Genomic DNA, 17,101 nt, shown 5'->3' with positions numbered 1-17,101 from the left:
TTATAAATCTAAAAACGGATATATGAAACAATTTACCCTTCTCTTCCTTTTAGCGGCCTTCGCTGCCGTTGGTGTTAAAGCCCAAAGTCCCCAGTATCAGGATGCCATGTCCAAACAGGTAGCGCTGTTAGACCAGGGCAGCAGCTATAACCCGCAAACGCTGCTTGAAATATCCAACACGTTTGAACGTATAGCCGCCACCGAGAAAAACCAGTGGCTGCCCTATTACTATGCCGCCTATGCGCAGGTAATGTCTGCATTTACGCAGCAGGACAAAGCAAAAATGGACGAGCTGGCAGACAAGGCAGAAGCCAATGCCGCCAAAGCAGATGAGCTGAATAAGAACAGCGATGAAGTAGCCCTGATCAAATCCCTGATCGCTACCGTACGCATCTCGGTGGATCCACCCAGCAGGGGCGCTCAATACGGCCCTGAATCAGGTATGCAGATCCAGAAAGCCAAGCAGATCAACCCGGAGAATCCCCGTGTATACCTGCTGGAAGGCCAGGCGCTCTACTACACGCCCGAGCAGTTCGGCGGAGATAAGGTAAAAGCAAAAGAAACATTGAAGCTGTCCCTGGAGAAATTCGCAGCTTTCAAACCTGCTGATAGCATTGCTCCTCATTGGGGTGAAGCAAGGGCGAAGCAGTTGCTGGAAGAAGCGGGGAAGTGAGTTGTCAGTTGACAGTTGTCAGTTGACAGTCGTCAGTCGTAAGTCGTAAGTCGTCAGTGATCAAAACGAAGAACATAATCGCATCAATCACTGACGACTGACGACTAACAACTGACAACTTCTATATTTGTTATCTTTACACTTATCTTAACTATTGACCAGCGTGTGATGATGTATTTTAAAGACCTGGACCCTGTTCTGCATTCACAGCTCCGGTTGGCAGTTATGTCAATACTGGTGAGTGAGCAGGAAGCGGAATTTACCTTGCTGAAGGAAAGAACAAATGCTACGGCAGGCAACCTGAGCGTGCAGATCAACAAGCTGAAAGAAGCGGGGTATATTGAGGTCATTAAGCAGTTCCGTGATAATTATCCCCAAACCCTCTGCAAGATAACCGATGCAGGCCAGCGTGCCTTTGAAAGCTACGTAAGCGCCATTCAATCTTACCTTAAGCCCGGGAAAACAGGCTGAACCGGCTATCTCTCACTGCGGTGCAACTTCAGTTGTAAAAATTAACTTTATAAGAAGCCATAGATCGGCCCTTTCATTCAGTAAATGTTACTCCCATGAATACCCCTGAATCCCGGCTGAGAGTGGCTCCCACCTCGGCGCTTGTATTGTCGTATGTAAAAGACCTGTATACGGAAGGACTGAGCGGAAAGTATATGCAGTACATTGACCTCAGCGCCATACAGGATCTGGCTGTAGCCATGGATAACATCAGCGCTCACTTTGGAGCGGTAATAAGGCTGCGTAAAAAAATGGTGAGGTACCTGATCAAACAGTTCATCAACAGGTACCCTAAGCAACAGGTATGCATCATCGCGGCAGGCCTTGATCCACTGGCCCTCACGCTCAGTGAAGATTATCCCGAACTGATAAACGGTATCTTCGAAGTAGACCAGACCTGGATGGATGATAAGCTCAGGATCTACGCGCAGCTGACTTCCCATCTGCCTTTACCGGTGGCTTTACAGACAGACATCACCAATACCATACAGTTGAAACGCCAGCTGAGAGACGCTGGTTACGATGCTTCACAACCTACCATCATCATTTTCGAAGGGATCATTCACTACATTACGGAAGAGCAGTTTCGCGATATTATGCAATGCTTTACCACGCGTAACGGCCGCAATACCGTGATCATGGACTATGGCCTGGTGTCGGAGGAAATCAATAATCCTCAACACCGTACCATCGCCACCGAAGTAAGCGTATTGGCAGAAAGAACGCTGAATGTGGAGTTTCACCGCTACAGCCGTAAGAAGATCTTAAACACGCTGGAGCTGCTGAATGCAGAAGTATATAACATTTACGATATGCAGGCCATTGAATATATTATGTACGGGCGCAATAAAGACTATCTCCAGCCCGGAGATGGTATGCTTGAAATGGCAGCTTTTCATCTTTAGCTTTTAGCTACCGGCTTCTAGCTGCTGGCGCTAAATGCTAAAAGCTAATAGCCAGTTGCTGTTTATTCCGATGCCAATTCCATTTTCTTCAGCGGATTACGGGTGTTTTCCTCGTAGGTCTGACGTTTTTCCAGGATCTCCAGGCAGCTGAAGATAGCTTGCCTGAAAGAGGCTGCATCTGCCAGGTTCTTGCCTGCAATGTCAAAGGCGGTGCCGTGGTCAGGAGAGGTACGTACAATGGGCAGTCCGGCGGTATAGTTGATACCTTCGCCGCTGGCCAGTGACTTAAAGGGGATCAGGCCCTGGTCGTGGTACATGGCCAGCACTCCGTCAAACTGCAGGTACATGCTGCGGGCAAAGAATGCATCGGCGCTATAAGGCCCAAAGGCCAGCATCCCGTTGGCTTTGGCCTGGTTGATGGCAGGAGTGATCTGCTGGATCTCTTCGTCGCCTATCAGCCCTTCGTCGCCTGCATGCGGGTTAAGGCCCAGTACAGCGATGCGGGGTTTATCAATGCCAAAGTCCTTTACCAGGCTGTCTTTCATGAGCGCCAGCTTAGCCAGGATATTCTCTTTGGTCACATATTTAGCCACTTCTGCCACCGGTACGTGCTCGGTCAGCAGGCCTATGCGCATATTATCCGCCGTCATGAACATCAGCACGTCCCTGGCGTTAAAGGCGTCCCGCAGGTAGGGGGTATGGCCGGTATAGTTAAAGTTGGCGGTTTGAATATTCTTTTTATGGATGGGGGCTGTTACCAGGCCCTGTATAAACCCGTCTTTCAGGCATTGTATGGCGGCGGCGAGTGAGCGGGCTGCATATTTCCCACCGGTATCATTCAGCACGCCAGGCGTTATCTGCACTTCTTCTTCCCAGCAATTGTAAACGTTCACCTGCTTGTGGTTCAGGCGGTTGAGCTCCTTCAGGCTCTGGTAGTTGAAATTGTTCTCATTCATCAGCTTTCGGTAAAAATTGATGGTCTTGTTAGACGCAAAGATCACCGGTGTGCAAAACTCCAGCATCCTGTTATCTGCGAAGGTTTTGATAACGAGCTCTGTGCCTATGCTGTTGAGGTCACCTACTGTGATGCCGATTACCGGCTTGTTGATATGCGTGTTACTCATGCTTGAATCGCCAAAATAGCTTACAAATATACTCATATATACTAACTTTGACCCTTAACCATGTATACACTTAAAAAATCGCTGGGTCAGCACTTCCTCAGAGACGAGCAGATGAGCAGGAAGATCGTCCAGTCCTTACCTGTAGTTCCCGGCCAACAAGTGCTGGAAGTGGGGCCCGGCGCGGGCGCCATCACCAAGTATTTGCTGGAGATTCCTGATATTACATTCAAGGCAGTGGAGCTGGATACTGAGAAGGTACAGTACCTGGAGCAGACCTACCCGGCCATTAAAGGCAAGATTATCAACCAGAGCTTCCTGGAGATGCAGCCCCCTTTTGAGGGGCCTTTCAGCATTATCGGGAACTTTCCTTATAACATTTCTACCCAGATTATGTTCCGGGTGCTGGACTGGAAAAACCAGGTACCGCAGGCCGTGGGCATGTTCCAGAAGGAGGTGGCCCAGCGGATTGCTGCAGGGCACGGTAACAAGGACTACGGCATCCTGAGCGTACTGATCCAGGCCTGGTACAAGGTGGAGTACCTGTTTGAAGTGCATGAGCAGTGCTTTAATCCGCCGCCCAAGGTAAAATCGGCGGTGATCCGGATCACCCGCCTGGAACAGGATTATGAGATCGCCAATGAACGTAAGTTCTTTAACCTGGTAAAAACGGCTTTTAACCAGCGGCGCAAACAGCTGAGAAACCCGCTGAAAGGGCTATTTGATAAAACACACCTGCAGGACAGCATCTTCAGCAAAAGGGCAGAAGAGCTTTCTGTAGCAGATTTCGTAGCATTATCCCATAAGATGACATGAGTAGGAAAGCTTTAATTACGGCCAAAGTACACGAATACCTGATCAACAGACTGGAAAAAAGTGGGTACGAGGTGATCTACCGACCCTCTATTACTTACGATGAAGCCATTGCCACTATCCCTGAGTGCGAGGGCATGATCGTGACCACCCGTCTTAAAGTAGATAAGCAGCTCCTGGACCGCGCAGGCCAGCTGCAATGGATAGGCCGCCTGGGCTCCGGTATGGAGCTGATAGACGTGCCTTATGCCGAAAGCAAGGGGATCCGCTGTGTGAGCAGCCCGGAAGGCAATTGTGATGCAGTAGGGGAGCAGGCCCTGGGCATGCTGCTTTGCCTTATGAACAATGTGCTGAAGAGCAACCTGGAACTGCGCCGCGGTATCTGGGAGCGCGATGGTAACCGGGGCTATGAGCTGAATGGTAAAACTGTAGGCATCATCGGCTATGGTCATACCGGCGGTGCATTTGTACATAAGCTGCAGGGCTTTGATGTAAAGGTGCTGGCTTATGATAAATATAAAACAGGCTTTAGTGCCGGCTACGTAAAAGAAGCCAGCATGGAGCAGCTCTATGCCGAAGCAGATGTGGTAAGTATTCACCTGCCGCTGACAGATGAAACCTATCACCTGGCCAATGCTGCTTTCTTCAGCGCTTTTGCTAAACCCATATATTTCCTGAACACGGCCAGGGGCAAAATAGTGAACACCCCTGATCTTATCGCTGCCCTGGAATCAGGCACGGTGGCCGGTGCATGTCTCGATGTACTGGAGAATGAAAAGCTGTCAACATTCAATGCTGCAGAACAACAACAGTTCGAAAAACTGCTGCAGTTTACCAACGTTGTAGTGACCCCGCACATCGCCGGATACTCGCACGAGGCAAGTATTAAAATGCCACAATATGTGTTAGATAAGCTGGGAATTTAAGTTGGCCGGAATCTAAAATTGGTTATATTTGTGATTATACAACATAGTACAACGCTTCTGTGCAAATGGAGGCGTTGATTTTTTTTTCTTATTTCTAAAACCCAAAAAGTTATGTCTGGCGTTAACTATGTAACGAAAGAAACCCTTGAGCAGATGAAAGACGAGTTGAATATGCTCAAGACCAAGGGGAGGGCTGAAATTGCCAGAGCCATCTCAGAGGCGAGGGAGAAAGGTGACCTCAAAGAAAATGCTGAATACGATGCGGCTAAAGAAGCACAAGGTCTTCATGAAGCCAAGATCGCCACACTGGAAAATGCAATTGCAACTGCCAGAGTAGTGGAGGCTGATTCTATTGATACATCTAAGGTTTCTATATTGTGTAAGGTGACTATCACCAACGTGGCTAATAAAAAGACAGTGACCTACCAGCTGGTGTCTGAAACAGAAGCAGACCTGAAAGCCGGTAAGATCTCTGTTACTTCACCTATTGGTAAAGGGCTGCTGGGAAAGCAGGTAGGCGAGATCGCAGATGTGGTAGCCCCCAATGGAAAATTAAAATTTAAGATCGATCATATTACAATATGATTTCACGGATGAAAAACTGATACAAAATCCACTTATCCCGTTCGTATCTCCGGACGGGATTTTTTTCACTACCCAACTTTGTCTTCCCATGTCAGTATTTACCAAGATCATCAAAGGAGAGATCCCCAGCTATAAGCTGGCGGAGAACGACCGTTTCTATGCATTTCTCGATATCTTCCCGCTGGTGCAGGGGCATACCCTGGTAGTGCCGAAGCTGGAGGTCGATAAGTTCTTTGATGTGCCCGATGAGCTGCTGGCAGAATGGCTGGTATTTGCAAGGCCTATCGCCAAGGCGCTGGAGCGTTCCTTTCCCTGTAACCGCGTGGGTGTAAGCGTGGTAGGGCTGGAGGTACCGCATGCGCATATGCATCTCATCCCGATCAATTCGGCGGATGACATGAATTTTGCTCGTCCGAAACTGAAATTATCTGAAGCGGAGTTTAAAGCAGTGCAGGAAAAGATCAGGGCAGAAATGTTGACACATTAGGGGCATGGGGCACATTGAACCGGAAACCAACACCGTGCAGTGTTTCCAGCCTTATATCAGGGTCTGATTTGAAATATTTCCTCAGCTTGGTGATAAACACGTCCATACTGCGTCCCAGGAAGTAGTCGTCCTTACCCCAGACATTGAACAGGATATCCTCCCGTTTCAGGGCCTTATTGGCGTTATCACAGAGGTACCTGAGCAGGTCGGCCTCTTTTTGGGTCAGGGTAACAGACTTCTGCTGTATCTGGTCATGCAGCCGCAGGTCGTTATAATCAAATACGAGCTTACCTATCACATACTGAGTGGGTTTGGCGGCCTGTGTGGCCTGTACCATGTTTTTGGTTCTTTTGAGGAATACTTCTATACGCAATACGAGTTCCTGGAGGTTGATCGGCTTGGTGATATAGTCGTCCGCCCCGGTTTTGAAACCGGCGATTTTGTCCTCTACCATTGATTTGGACGTGATGAACAGAATGGGGATCATATCGTTTCGCTTGCGGATCTGTCTGGCGAGTTCAAATCCGTTATCTTTTTCCGGGGTCCCCCCTTTCTTGGGAATCATCACATCCAGGAGGCAGATATCAAACGTCCGGTGCTGGAACTCTTCCCAGGCCATCAGGCCGTCTGTACAGTGTCTTACCTCGTAGCCAGCCTCTTCCAGCCTTTTCTTTGTTGCGGCACCAACGTTCTGATCATCTTCCACAAATAGGATTCTTGCTTTCATAGTTGCAGTGATGCTGATTAATATAAAATGTCACATATGTTACCATAGTCGCATTAATGGTAATTATTGATTGTTATGGCGCTGTCCCGGGCCTTTGTCATGGAGTTACCAGATTTCTAGTCAAAGTAAATACAATTTCTGAATTTTAGAAATAACCTTTTGACGGGACCGGGTGTTTCAGTTGTCAGTTCTTAGTTGCTAGTTGTCAGTGAGATAGGCCCTGACTGTCAACTGGTAACTGTCAACTGACAACTATCGGCTAACGACTCTATCCGGATTCTGCTGCAAGAACTGTTCCCATCCTTTTGCCTTTGCCAGGCCTGCCAGGGGGCTGCTCTCCTGGAAAAAGTGACAAACAGCTACTGCCAGGGCATCCGTGGCGTCCAGGAACTCAGGCCGTTCTGAGAATACCAGGATACGCTGCAGCATTTGCCAGACCTGCTCCTTATCTGAATTACCATTACCGGTGATGGATTGTTTAACCTTTTTGGGAGAATATTCTGCAACAGTAAGCCCGGCCTGCATGGCCGTTGCAATGGCGACTCCCTGGGCGCGGCCCAGTTTAAGCATACTTTGCACGTTCTTGCCAAAGAATGGCGCCTCAATAGCACAGCAGTCAGGTTTGTACAGCTGGATCAGCTCATTTACACAGGTGTGGATCAGTTGTAGCCTTTCATAGTGGTCCTTATGACTGGATAGTTTAAGCACATCCATTTTTATAAGACTGGCTTTTTTGCCTTCCGCCTGTATAAGGCCATACCCCATTACCAACGTTCCCGGGTCAATCCCAAGAATTATTTTTGACTTCTTCAACCGGAGTTTATTTTTGCCAAAATCTTGAATGTCTGAACAAAAGTACCAAAATAATTCTCAATTACCTGTTAGGCGCAGGCCTTTTTAGCTGGCTGGCCTATTCTATCTACGACCAGGTAAAACATCAGCCGGACCTTTCAGCTTCTCTGAAACAGATGTCTTTCACCCTTGAACAGAAGGGTGGAGTAGCCCTGGCGCTCGTGCTGATCCTCATGCTCTTCAACTGGGGGCTGGAAGCCCGTAAATGGCAGCTCCTTGTCAGGTCGCTTGAAGAAGTATCCTTTCTGAGGGCCTTCAGCGCTATCCTCTCCGGGGTGTCATTATCGATCAATACCCCTAACCGTATAGGCGAGTACGGAGGGCGTATGCTGTATCTCAGTAACCAGAACAAGCTTAAATCCATCGCAGCTACCGTGGTAGGAAGCCTCAGCCAGCTCATTATCACTATTATCTTTGGGTTAACAGGCCTGGTGTTCTACATCAATAACTTCCCACTGGTAAAGGCTAACAGCTATTTCGCCCCCAACTTCTGGGAAAAAATTTTACTGGGGCTCCTGGTCCTTATTGGCGCCTTGACTATATTATTATATTTTCGGCTACAGATCATTGTAGCAATATTTGAAAGGATCCCAGCCCTAAGGAAAGCAAAGGTGTTTGTACAGATCATAACCCGCTATACAAATGCAGAATTGCAGTACCTCCTGCTCCTTTCCGCCTGCCGGTATGTGGTCTTCTCGGCACAGTATTTGATTTTGCTTGATATGTTCGGTGTGGAAATGCTGTGGTGGCAAGCTTTTCTGATGAACGCCGTGATCTACCTGGTAATGGCCCTGGTGCCAACGATAGCCGTAGTAGAATTGGGATTGAGAGGAAAAGTAAGCCTGTACTTCCTCGGCCTGTTGAGCAACAATACCGCAGCAATTATAGCCGCCACAGTAGGTATCTGGTTAATCAACCTCCTTTTACCTGCAATACTTGGGAGTATACTGCTGCTTGGAGTTAAGATTTTTAAGGATAAATAGATCCATCGATGAGGTGTTTTATACTCATAAGTTTAGTTGTAGGTTTACTCTGCAGTTATCCCGTTAAAGCCCAAAACGAGTTTTGTGGTATTACCAATGGAAGTTTCCAGGCCGGTGAGAACATGACCCTGAAAGTATATTATCGCCTTACCGGCGTATACATCGGCGCAGGAGAGGCCACCTTTACCTGCCTTGCTGAAAAGCTGAATGGCCGTGATGTATACCACCTGATAGGCGAAGGCAAGACCTACCGCGCCTACGACTGGTTCTTCAAAGTGCGAGATAAGTATGAAAGCTACATAGACACCGCCACCCTCAAACCCCTTAAATTCGTGCGTAACGTAAGTGAAGGCGGGCATACTATATACAACAACGTTACATTCGACCACCCGCATAATACCGCTACCAGCACCAACGGTACCTTCAAGGTGCCCGATTGCATACAGGATGTGGTCAGCTCCGTTTATTATGCCCGCAACATCAATTTCGACAAGTACAAGCCGAATGATAAGATCTCCTTCAGCATGTTCATAGACGATAAAGTGTACAGCATCTACATCCGCTATATCGGCAAAGAAGAGGTGAGCACCAAGTTCGGTAAGTTCAGGGCCATCCATTTCAAGCCCCTGCTGATTGAAGGCACGATGTTCAAAGGCGGTGAGAAAATGGATGTGTGGGTGAGCGACGACCCCAATAAAATACCCCTCCGTATTGAAAGCGAGATCTCCGTAGGCAGCGTGGTGGTGGATATGGTGGAGTACAAGAACCTGCGGCATCCCCTGTCTTCATTGATCAAGAGGAAATAGTCGATGGTCCATAGTCCATGGTCCATAGCATATTCTTATCTCACTTGTATTAGTCAAAGCACTAGCATAACCGGGTATGCCATGGACTATCGACTATGGACCATGGACTCATTTTAACACTTCCTTGCGGTATAAAATTTTATATTTGCTCAAATTATCAACCCATACGTACTATGGAAGAGCGTAAACCTAAAATATTGCTGGCAGAAGATGATACCAACCTCGGTATGGTACTGAAGAATTACCTGGAGCTGAACGACTATGACGTGGAGCTTTGCCGTGACGGTATCCTGGCCCTGGCCGCTTTCAGGCGCGATAAATTTGACCTGTGCCTGCTGGATATTATGATGCCGAATATGGATGGTTTTAAGCTGGCGGAAGAGATCCGCGACGTAGACCCCGATATTCCCCTGTTCTTCCTCTCTGCCAAGACCATGAAGGAAGACATTATCCAGGGATATAAGCTGGGCGCTGATGATTACATCGTAAAACCTTTCGACAGCGAGCTGCTGCTGCTGAAGATAAAGGCCATCCTGAAACGCAACCAGGAGCTCAACAGTAAGGAGGAAGAACAGCACGAGTTCACCATAGGCCGCTATGAGTTCAACGCCCGCCTGCGCACCCTCAACCACGACGGTGCATCACACACCCTTTCTCCCAAGGAGAATGAGCTGCTGCGCATGCTCTGCGAGCACAAGAACGACCTGCTTCCCCGTGAGCTGGCCCTTAAAAAGATCTGGGGCAGCGATACCTACTTTAACGGCCGCAGCATGGATGTGTACATTGCCAAGCTGCGCAAGTATCTTAAAGACGATCCAAATATCGAAATAGTGAATATACACGGAAATGGTTTCCGGCTGGTAGTGAAGGAATAAGCTATTAGCTGTTGGCCTTTAGCTTTTAGCTGGTTGTCTTTCATCAGCTAAAAGCTAAGAGCTGGCGACTAACAGCTAGAACAATAAGTTTCCTGTCCCCCGGTTCGGCGTCTTCCCCAAATGTACATATGCCTTCTCTGTTACCTCTCTTCCTCTTGGTGTACGTTTAATAAATCCTTCCTGGATCAGGAAAGGCTCATACACTTCTTCCAGCGTACCTGCTTCTTCGCCCACTGCGGTAGCAATGGTGGTAATGCCTACCGGCCCGCCTTTGAAATTCTCAATGATCACATTCAGGATGCGGTTATCCATTTCGTCCAGCCCGTATTCATCTACATTCAGGGCTTTCAGGCTGAACTTGGCAATGTCAAGGTCAATGGTGCCGTTGCCTACTACCTGCGCAAAATCGCGTACCCGGCGCAGCAGGCCGTTGGCAATACGGGGCGTACCGCGGGAACGCCGTGCTATTTCCATGGCAGCGTCAGAGGTGATCTTTGTTTGCAGCAGGCCGGCCGCTCTCCAGATGATCTTCTGCAGGGTGGCAGCCGTGTAATACTCCAGCCTTGATTTGATGCCGAAACGGGAGAGCAGCGGGGCTGTCAGCAAACCGCTGCGGGTAGTGGCCCCTATCAGGGTGAAGGGATGGAGGTTGATCTGTATGGAGCGGGCACTGGGACCGGTGTCTATCATGATATCGATCCTGTAATCTTCCATGGCAGAGTACAGGTATTCTTCCACCACGGTGCTCAGCCGGTGGATCTCGTCAATGAACAGCACATCCTTATCTTCCAGGTTGGTCAGCAAGCCGGCCAGGTCGCCCGGCTTTTCGATCACCGGGCCGGATGTTTCGCGGATGTTCACACCCAGCTCGTTGGCAACAATACGTGATAAGGTGGTTTTGCCCAATCCGGGAGGTCCGTGGAACAGGATATGATCCAGCGCCTCTCCCCGCATTTTGGCTGCCTTGATAAATATTTTCAGATTTTCGATGATCTGGTCCTGCCCGGAAAATTCCATGATCTCCCGGGGACGTATACTATTCTCAAACTCTTTTTCCGCCGCGCTCAGGCGGTTCTCATCTGGTCTTAAATGCGGATTGGACATACTTTGCTGAAAGTGCCCAAAAATACGTAATTAATGGCTTATGGGTTTGCTTGTTTATTTGTATATTAGTTTATTTGTGTATTAATAGATCGCTATTAGCAGTTAGCCCCTAGCTGCTAGAAGCCACAGCAAACAGCTAAAAAATCACCTTATGAACAGGATTTGCCTCACCGGTTTAGTGCTACTGGCCTTTTGCACTGCCGGACACGCCCAGGACACTATCGACAGCTCGGAAGTAAGACGTATTATCACCACCCTCGCAGCAGATGATATGCAGGGGCGCAAAACTTTTTCGCCCGGCATAGACAAAGCTGCCACTTTTATAGAACAGGAATTTCAGAAGGCAGGACTACAGCCCTGGCAGAACGCCAAAGGCTTCCGGCAATCCTTTTATATGTACCGTATTAAACCGGTATCCGTACAACTCACCATCAACAAAGAGCCCCGTATACCCGATAACGTTATTGTGCAAAGTACTGCCGGCCAGCTTACCTGGAACCAGGAAGGACAGGTGGCAGAACAGCATGTAAAGGCTGGCGACAATTTCTATGAGCGCATCCGCGAGCTGCGCAAGCATAAAGGCAATACCATTGTATGGGTAGATGCCGCACAGAGCGAAGCATTCCGCCAGTACCGCCAATACCTGCAATCCAGCAACCTGATGGCAGACAGCGCCAACCTGGTACTGGTACTGCAGGAGCCCACAGACTCCGCCATACGCAGCGTAAACCTCGAAGTGCGCCAGCAGGTAACGCCGCTGCCCCTCTTTAACGTGGTAGGTATGATACCCGGCAGCACTAAACCGGATGAATATGTGATCTTCTCCGGCCACTATGATCACCTGGGCATCGTACCGCCGGTAGGGCAGGACAGCATCGCCAACGGCGCTGACGATGACGCCAGCGGCACCACCGCAGTGATCTCCCTGGCTTATTACTATAAGAATCACCATCCGGCCCGCACCCTGGTATTTGCCGCCTTTACCGGCGAAGAGATGGGCAGCTATGGGGCACGCTATTTCTCCCAGCAGTTTGCACCGGAAAAGGTAGTGGCCATGTTCAACATAGAGATGATCGGTAAAGAGGCGAAATTCGGCAAGAACAGCGCCTTTATCACTGGTTTTGACAGGTCTGACTTCGGGGAGATCCTCCAGCGTAACCTGGAAGGCTCGGAATTCCGCTTTCACCCTGACCCCTATCCCGAACAACAGCTGTTCTTCCGTTCTGATAATGCTACACTTGCGCGTTTAGGCGTGCCCGCTCATACCATTTCCACTGACCAGATCGACACAGATAGCCTGTACCATACCGTTAATGATGAGGTAGAAAGTCTTGATATTCAGAATATCACTAACACGATCACGGCTATTGCAAAAAGCGCCGTGTCTATCGTGGATGGTAAGGACACGCCTACACGAATTCAGCCGGAAAGCCTTGCACCGGGTTCTGCAAAAAAGCCCTAGTAATCGTGAGATAACGTATATTAATTTAGTCTAAATTTACCAGCGCCCGCACTTTTTTCAAGAAAGAAGCGTTATTTTCATGGAAGATAATTCCACTATCTCCACATTTTAAACCATATCAAAATGCGACCTAAACTCCACCAACTTTGCGGAGCACTGGCGATGATGTCAGTTGTAATGTTCTCCGCCTGTTCGAAACAAGATTCCGACGGGACAAAGCCGGATCCTCAAGCTGAGGGCAAGATCAGCTATGAAATGGTAGCCGTTAATCCTACTTCAAGGCTCAGTGGCGATGCCGCTACAGGAGCCGAACGGCTGGCTTCTATTACCAACAACCCGTCTATGGCCAAAACTACCAGTTTTGACTTTACCTGGACCGAAGTAATGGTACGGGTTCGGGAATTAAAATTTGCAGCTAAAAAGGGGGATAGCGAGGTAGAATTTAGTGCAAAGGTAGACAAGCTGGTAGACGTATTGAAGGCCGTTGGTTTTCTTGGAATGATAGACATTCCAAGGGGGACGTACAAGTATGTAAAGGTGTACGTAAAAATAGCTGGCGAAGAGCCTAAACCTGCAGCAATCATGAGTGGGAAGATCACCTGGGATGGTAAGGATATTCCTTTCACCATCCGCCTTTCCGGTACCGCTACCATGAAAGCAGATGCGAAGAATGTAGTGGTATCTGACACCTCTCTAACCTTCAAGGGTAAACTGAAGCTTGATCTGAAACTCGTAATGGCCAAACTCCAGGTAGGCGACTTTACCGGTACAATGGAAGGCGGCCACCTCGTGATCAATATAAGCGTTAATGACGACAGGGGTAAGAAAGTGAGAGACGGCCTCGAGAACGGTATGAGCTGTGATCACCGCCGTGGGGATGACTAATCCGTGAAAGATTTACTGATTTCCGTTAGCAGGAATAAGGGTAACAACCACTTGCCAGGTCAGCACCTTATTCCTGCTTTTTTTATGCTTAGCTGATAACAGCTGTTATTTTATCATGATCCTGCTGAACACCGCAAAATGGTCTGAAGCAAAACGTCCTTTCCAGGTATTTGACAGCGTGGCATGCTGTAATACCGAAAAATTACCTTTCAGGAAAATATAATCAATAGGCTCATCTCCCCGCTCTGCATTTTTGAAACCGTTGAAGGTGCCATCAGGACCGAAATGCGGTGTCTTGCTTACCGCTTTGCTGTCTGTTAAATGCAGCGGATCGCTGTTGTTCATGATCACCCGTATGGGCTCATCGGTCGGCGTTGCGTTGAAGTCGCCGGTGATCATTGCGGGCGTCTTACCTGCAATAGCGGCTACCTGCTTCAGTAAGAGGTGCGCGCTTTCTCTCCTTGCCACCGTACCTCTGTGATCAAAGTGGGTATTGAAATGGAAGAATACCTGTTTCGTTTTTTTATCACGGAACTTTCCCCAGGTAACGATACGGGTGATGGCGGCATCCCAGCCCTTGCTGCCTGGTACTTCCGGCGTGGTGGATAGCCAGAAGGTCTGGCTTTGCAGTAGCTGTAAACGGGTGGTATCATAGAAGATAGCGGAGAATTCGCCCTGAGTTTTGCGATCATCACGCCCTACGCCGATGTGCTTGTATTGCGGCAGGCGTTCCTGCAGGTCTGTTACCTGCTCGTACAAAGCCTCCTGTACGCCCAGCAGCTGGGCTTCATGAAACAGTACGGTGCTGGCCACTTTATCCTTCCGGTAAGGCCATGCATCCAGGCTGTCTCCGGGGTTGTTGTACCGGATGTTAAAAGTCATAATGTTTAATGGCGTCTGTGCTGCGGCTACAGTCCCCATCAGCAGCAACAGGTACAATAAGCATGTCTTTCTCATGAATGGTTTTAGTTTAAGCGCATAAAAATACTAAGCCGGTGGCTAAGTTATACCAAGCGGCTGTTAAGTTATTATGAGCGGTAACGGTTCAGATGCCGTATCTCAGCAAAGAAATCGGTATTATTGCCTACGAAAATTATCCCTCCCATGATTTGTGGGTAAAACAATAAACAACTTGTCTGTGGGCTTTCCGGTATCGCTATCGGTCTTTTCTATATCTATTCCGCTCCATGCAGTAATGGAAACACTGGGCATGTTCCTGGGCTTCCGTTACTTCCTCTACCTGCGTAAAGGGCAGGGAGATAAGCTGCCTGATAACAACCGGCTGTGGGTGATCATCGGGGCTATATTCGGCGCAGTATTGGGCAGCCGCTTGCTGGGCGCCCTGGAAAACCCGCTGGCATTGCTGCACAGCGAACATCCTCTCCATTATATCTACCAGAATAAAACCATAGTAGGCGGCCTGCTGGGCGGCCTGATAGGTGTGGAAAGCATGAAACGCATGATAGGTGAATCCCAGTCCTCCGGCGATCTGTTCACCTATCCGCTGATACTGGCCATGATCATCGGCCGTATAGGCTGCTTCAGCATGGGCGTATACGAAGAGACCTATGGTGTGCCTACTACGCCAGCCTGGGGCATGGACCTGGGGGATGGACTGCTACGCCACCCCGTATGCCTGTACGAAATTATTTTCCTCTTGTTGTTATGGTGGCTGTTGTCACGCATCAGTAGGCGATATGAGCTGATCAGCGGGGCCAGGTTCCAGTTGTTTATGATAGCGTACCTGCTGTTCCGCTTCCTGCTGGATTTTATAAAACCCGGTTCCCGTTACGCCCTGGGCCTCGGCAGCATACAGCTGGCCTGCCTGGCAGGCTTGCTCTATTATATACGTACCATTATTTCCCCATCCCGTTTAATCAAGAAACAGTATGCCTGAAAAAGATTATACCTATTACGATTTTACCATCAGCCTTTGCAGCGCTTGTTTGCGCAGGGTAGATGCCAAGATCATTTTTGAAGACGGCAAGGTATTCATGCTGAAGCATTGCCCCGAGCACGGCCGCGAGAAGGTGCTCATCGCTACGGATATTGCCTATTACAAGAATAGCCGCAATTACAATAAGCCCTCAGAAGCCCCGCTCAGGAACAATACGCATACACACTATGGCTGCCCTTACGATTGCGGTCTTTGCCTGGATCATGAGCAGCACAGCTGCCTGAGTGTAATAGAAGTAACAGACCGTTGCAATCTTACCTGTCCTACCTGTTATGCTATGTCGTCCCCGCACTATGGCCGTCACAGAACGCTGGAAGAAATAGAGCGCATGCTGGATATCATCGTGGCCAACGAAGGCAGGCCTGATGTGGTACAGATCAGCGGCGGAGAGCCTACCATCCATCCGCAGTTCTTTGAGATCCTGGACATCGCCAAGAAGAAGCCTATCCGCCATCTTATGCTCAATACCAATGGCGTGCGTATCGCCAAGGATAAGGAGTTTGCTGCCCGGCTGGCTACCTACATGCCTGATTTTGAAGTCTACCTGCAATTCGATTCCTTCAAGCCGGAAGTGCTGGAACAAATGCGGGGCAAGGACCTTACGGATATCCGCCTGCAGGCGCTGGAGCATCTCAATGAGCTGGACCTGAGCACTACCCTGGTAGTTACTTTACAGAAAGGCCTGAATGATGATGAAATAGGCCGCATCATTGATTATGCCTTGCAGCAGCGATGCGTGCGTGGAGTTACCTTTCAGCCGGTACAGATCGCAGGCAGAACAGAAGGTTTCAATCCTGCCACCGATCGTATCACGCTCACGGAAGTACGGCAGCAGATCCTGGCGCAGTCGCCCATCTTCAATGAGCACGACCTGATACCGGTACCCTGTAACCCGGATGCGCTGATGATGGGATATGCGCTGAAGCTCGGCGGACAGATATTCCCGCTTACCCGTTTTGTGGATCCGGCTGTGTTGCTGAACAATAGTAAGAATACTATTGTTTATGAACAGGACGAGGCGCTGCATCAGCACGTGCTGAAGATCTTCAGCACCGGTATATCTACAGACGCAGCTGTGAATGATATGCAGTCGCTGTTATGCTGCCTGCCGCAGATCCAGGCGCCTGGGCTTAGCTATAACAACCTGTTCCGGGTTATTATCATGCGCTTTATTGATGCCTATGATTTTGATGTGAGGTCGATCAAGAAATCCTGTGTGCATATTGTTCATAAAGACGGGCGCATTATACCTTTTGAAACAATGAACCTGTTTTACCGGGATGAGAAAGAAGCGTATCTTCGTAACCTGGTGCCTGGTTATGCGCCGAGAACAATTACCTATGAAGGAGAATCTTAAGAACTTGCCGCACTTTACATTGCCCCCTCTTTTCCTGTTTCTGATCATATGCCTTTGCGGACAGGAATATATA

Annotated in this window: 19 protein-coding genes; 14 read left to right on the top strand and 5 right to left on the bottom strand. The window is 48.9% G+C overall.

Translation table 11 applies throughout. The annotated features are described in order from the left end of the window. Window positions 1-22: 22 nt before the first annotated feature. The 3 genes from ACR9Y8_RS14380 to ACR9Y8_RS14370 all read left to right on the top strand — a co-directional run bounded on the left by ACR9Y8_RS14380 (window position 23) and on the right by ACR9Y8_RS14370 (window position 2,088). On the top strand, window positions 23-673 hold the full coding sequence (locus ACR9Y8_RS14380) for a hypothetical protein (RefSeq protein ID WP_481213933.1): 651 nt from the start codon (window positions 23-25) through the stop codon (window positions 671-673). A gap of 168 nt (window positions 674-841) precedes the next feature. Continuing rightward, on the top strand, window positions 842-1,144 hold the full coding sequence (locus tag ACR9Y8_RS14375; RefSeq protein WP_481216228.1) for a winged helix-turn-helix domain-containing protein: 303 nt from the start codon (window positions 842-844) through the stop codon (window positions 1,142-1,144). Between the two features lie 95 nt (window positions 1,145-1,239). Next, entirely contained in the window at window positions 1,240-2,088 is an 849-nt protein-coding gene (locus ACR9Y8_RS14370; RefSeq protein ID WP_481213932.1) for a class I SAM-dependent methyltransferase, read from the top strand. A 62-nt stretch (window positions 2,089-2,150) separates the two neighbouring features. Here ACR9Y8_RS14370 and pdxA read toward each other — a convergent pair whose 3' ends face one another. Next, a complete protein-coding gene (gene pdxA / locus ACR9Y8_RS14365) occupies window positions 2,151-3,248 on the bottom strand; it encodes a 4-hydroxythreonine-4-phosphate dehydrogenase PdxA (RefSeq protein WP_481213931.1) in 1,098 nt (365 codons plus the stop codon). A 24-nt stretch (window positions 3,249-3,272) separates the two neighbouring features. Here pdxA and rsmA point away from each other — a divergent pair, with 24 nt between their 5' ends. From rsmA to ACR9Y8_RS14345, 4 genes are all read left to right on the top strand, one after another. Continuing rightward, the gene (gene rsmA, locus ACR9Y8_RS14360) at window positions 3,273-4,025 is read left to right on the top strand and encodes a 16S rRNA (adenine(1518)-N(6)/adenine(1519)-N(6))-dimethyltransferase RsmA (RefSeq protein ID WP_481213930.1); all 753 of its coding nucleotides are present in this window, start codon (window positions 3,273-3,275) and stop codon (window positions 4,023-4,025) included. Beyond that, entirely contained in the window at window positions 4,022-4,948 is a 927-nt protein-coding gene (locus ACR9Y8_RS14355) for an NAD(P)-dependent oxidoreductase (protein ID WP_481213929.1), read from the top strand. Before rsmA ends, ACR9Y8_RS14355 begins: the two co-directional genes overlap by 4 nt. Window positions 4,949-5,059: 111 nt before the next feature. Continuing rightward, complete coding sequence (gene greA, locus ACR9Y8_RS14350; protein WP_481213928.1) at window positions 5,060-5,533, top strand: transcription elongation factor GreA; 474 nt, start codon at window positions 5,060-5,062, stop codon at window positions 5,531-5,533. A gap of 88 nt (window positions 5,534-5,621) precedes the next feature. Further along, complete coding sequence (locus ACR9Y8_RS14345; RefSeq protein WP_481213927.1) at window positions 5,622-6,020, top strand: HIT family protein; 399 nt, start codon at window positions 5,622-5,624, stop codon at window positions 6,018-6,020. Here ACR9Y8_RS14345 and ACR9Y8_RS14340 read toward each other — a convergent pair. Beyond that, window positions 5,995-6,747, bottom strand: a complete 753-nt coding sequence (locus tag ACR9Y8_RS14340) for a response regulator transcription factor (protein ID WP_481213926.1) — start codon at window positions 6,745-6,747, stop codon at window positions 5,995-5,997. The genes ACR9Y8_RS14345 and ACR9Y8_RS14340 overlap by 26 nt on opposite strands. A 252-nt stretch (window positions 6,748-6,999) precedes the next feature. Next, the gene (ruvC, locus tag ACR9Y8_RS14335; protein WP_481213925.1) at window positions 7,000-7,560 is read right to left on the bottom strand and encodes a crossover junction endodeoxyribonuclease RuvC; all 561 of its coding nucleotides are present in this window, start codon (window positions 7,558-7,560) and stop codon (window positions 7,000-7,002) included. Here ruvC and ACR9Y8_RS14330 point away from each other — a divergent pair. From ACR9Y8_RS14330 to ACR9Y8_RS14320, 3 genes are all read left to right on the top strand, one after another. Next, complete coding sequence (locus ACR9Y8_RS14330) at window positions 7,548-8,582, top strand: lysylphosphatidylglycerol synthase domain-containing protein (RefSeq protein WP_481213924.1); 1,035 nt, start codon at window positions 7,548-7,550, stop codon at window positions 8,580-8,582. The two genes, ruvC and ACR9Y8_RS14330, sit on opposite strands and share 13 nt — an antisense overlap. Before the next feature lie 8 nt (window positions 8,583-8,590). Next, entirely contained in the window at window positions 8,591-9,388 is a 798-nt protein-coding gene (locus tag ACR9Y8_RS14325) for a DUF3108 domain-containing protein (RefSeq protein WP_481213923.1), read from the top strand. Between the two features lie 173 nt (window positions 9,389-9,561). Then, a complete protein-coding gene (locus ACR9Y8_RS14320; protein ID WP_481213922.1) occupies window positions 9,562-10,263 on the top strand; it encodes a response regulator transcription factor in 702 nt (233 codons plus the stop codon). A gap of 75 nt (window positions 10,264-10,338) precedes the next feature. Here ACR9Y8_RS14320 and ruvB read toward each other — a convergent pair whose 3' ends face one another. After that, window positions 10,339-11,367, bottom strand: coding sequence for a Holliday junction branch migration DNA helicase RuvB (gene ruvB / locus ACR9Y8_RS14315; RefSeq protein WP_481213921.1), 1,029 nt, complete (start codon window positions 11,365-11,367; stop codon window positions 10,339-10,341). 151 nt (window positions 11,368-11,518) lie between these two features. Between ruvB and ACR9Y8_RS14310 the strand changes: the two genes are divergently transcribed. Further along, window positions 11,519-12,829, top strand: a complete 1,311-nt coding sequence (locus ACR9Y8_RS14310) for a M28 family peptidase (RefSeq protein WP_481213920.1) — start codon at window positions 11,519-11,521, stop codon at window positions 12,827-12,829. Window positions 12,830-12,952: 123 nt separating this feature from the next. Further along, window positions 12,953-13,714: a hypothetical protein gene (locus ACR9Y8_RS14305; protein ID WP_481213919.1), complete on the top strand. Its 762-nt coding sequence runs from the start codon at window positions 12,953-12,955 to the stop codon at window positions 13,712-13,714. Window positions 13,715-13,819: 105 nt separating this feature from the next. On the opposite strand, the gene ACR9Y8_RS14300 is transcribed toward ACR9Y8_RS14305, so the two are convergent. Next, entirely contained in the window at window positions 13,820-14,671 is an 852-nt protein-coding gene (locus ACR9Y8_RS14300) for an endonuclease/exonuclease/phosphatase family protein (RefSeq protein ID WP_481213918.1), read from the bottom strand. A gap of 181 nt (window positions 14,672-14,852) precedes the next feature. Here ACR9Y8_RS14300 and ACR9Y8_RS14295 point away from each other — a divergent pair, with 181 nt between their 5' ends. Both ACR9Y8_RS14295 and ACR9Y8_RS14290 read left to right on the top strand, forming a co-directional pair. Beyond that, window positions 14,853-15,611, top strand: a complete 759-nt coding sequence (locus ACR9Y8_RS14295; RefSeq protein ID WP_481216227.1) for a prolipoprotein diacylglyceryl transferase — start codon at window positions 14,853-14,855, stop codon at window positions 15,609-15,611. Next, window positions 15,604-17,028 carry a radical SAM protein gene (locus tag ACR9Y8_RS14290; RefSeq protein WP_481213917.1) on the top strand — a complete coding sequence of 475 codons (1,425 nt, stop codon included), beginning with the start codon at window positions 15,604-15,606 and terminating at the stop codon, window positions 17,026-17,028. Before ACR9Y8_RS14295 ends, ACR9Y8_RS14290 begins: the two co-directional genes overlap by 8 nt. Window positions 17,029-17,101: the final 73 nt, after the last annotated feature.

The sequence above is a fragment of the Chitinophaga sp. SVR4-12A genome (assembly GCF_056754765.1).
The sequence above is the reverse complement of the archived record's forward strand: the minus strand, read 5'-3'. Positions and strand labels throughout refer to the sequence as shown.

What these genes read in the sequence shown, in the direction of transcription:
- ACR9Y8_RS14380 (WP_481213933.1), top strand. Translation starts at nt 23, where the DNA reads ATGAAACAATTTACCCTTCTCTTCCTTTTAGCGGCCTTCGCTGCCGTT.
- ACR9Y8_RS14375 (WP_481216228.1), top strand. Translation starts at nt 842, where the DNA reads ATGATGTATTTTAAAGACCTGGACCCTGTTCTGCATTCACAGCTCCGG.
- ACR9Y8_RS14370 (WP_481213932.1), top strand. Translation starts at nt 1,240, where the DNA reads ATGAATACCCCTGAATCCCGGCTGAGAGTGGCTCCCACCTCGGCGCTT.
- pdxA (WP_481213931.1), bottom strand. Translation starts at nt 3,248, where the DNA reads ATGAGTATATTTGTAAGCTATTTTGGCGATTCAAGCATGAGTAACACG.
- rsmA (WP_481213930.1), top strand. Translation starts at nt 3,273, where the DNA reads ATGTATACACTTAAAAAATCGCTGGGTCAGCACTTCCTCAGAGACGAG.
- ACR9Y8_RS14355 (WP_481213929.1), top strand. Translation starts at nt 4,022, where the DNA reads ATGAGTAGGAAAGCTTTAATTACGGCCAAAGTACACGAATACCTGATC.
- greA (WP_481213928.1), top strand. Translation starts at nt 5,060, where the DNA reads ATGTCTGGCGTTAACTATGTAACGAAAGAAACCCTTGAGCAGATGAAA.
- ACR9Y8_RS14345 (WP_481213927.1), top strand. Translation starts at nt 5,622, where the DNA reads ATGTCAGTATTTACCAAGATCATCAAAGGAGAGATCCCCAGCTATAAG.
- ACR9Y8_RS14340 (WP_481213926.1), bottom strand. Translation starts at nt 6,747, where the DNA reads ATGAAAGCAAGAATCCTATTTGTGGAAGATGATCAGAACGTTGGTGCC.
- ACR9Y8_RS14325 (WP_481213923.1), top strand. Translation starts at nt 8,591, where the DNA reads ATGAGGTGTTTTATACTCATAAGTTTAGTTGTAGGTTTACTCTGCAGT.
- ACR9Y8_RS14320 (WP_481213922.1), top strand. Translation starts at nt 9,562, where the DNA reads ATGGAAGAGCGTAAACCTAAAATATTGCTGGCAGAAGATGATACCAAC.
- ruvB (WP_481213921.1), bottom strand. Translation starts at nt 11,367, where the DNA reads ATGTCCAATCCGCATTTAAGACCAGATGAGAACCGCCTGAGCGCGGCG.
- ACR9Y8_RS14310 (WP_481213920.1), top strand. Translation starts at nt 11,519, where the DNA reads ATGAACAGGATTTGCCTCACCGGTTTAGTGCTACTGGCCTTTTGCACT.
- ACR9Y8_RS14305 (WP_481213919.1), top strand. Translation starts at nt 12,953, where the DNA reads ATGCGACCTAAACTCCACCAACTTTGCGGAGCACTGGCGATGATGTCA.
- ACR9Y8_RS14300 (WP_481213918.1), bottom strand. Translation starts at nt 14,671, where the DNA reads ATGAGAAAGACATGCTTATTGTACCTGTTGCTGCTGATGGGGACTGTA.
- ACR9Y8_RS14290 (WP_481213917.1), top strand. Translation starts at nt 15,604, where the DNA reads ATGCCTGAAAAAGATTATACCTATTACGATTTTACCATCAGCCTTTGC.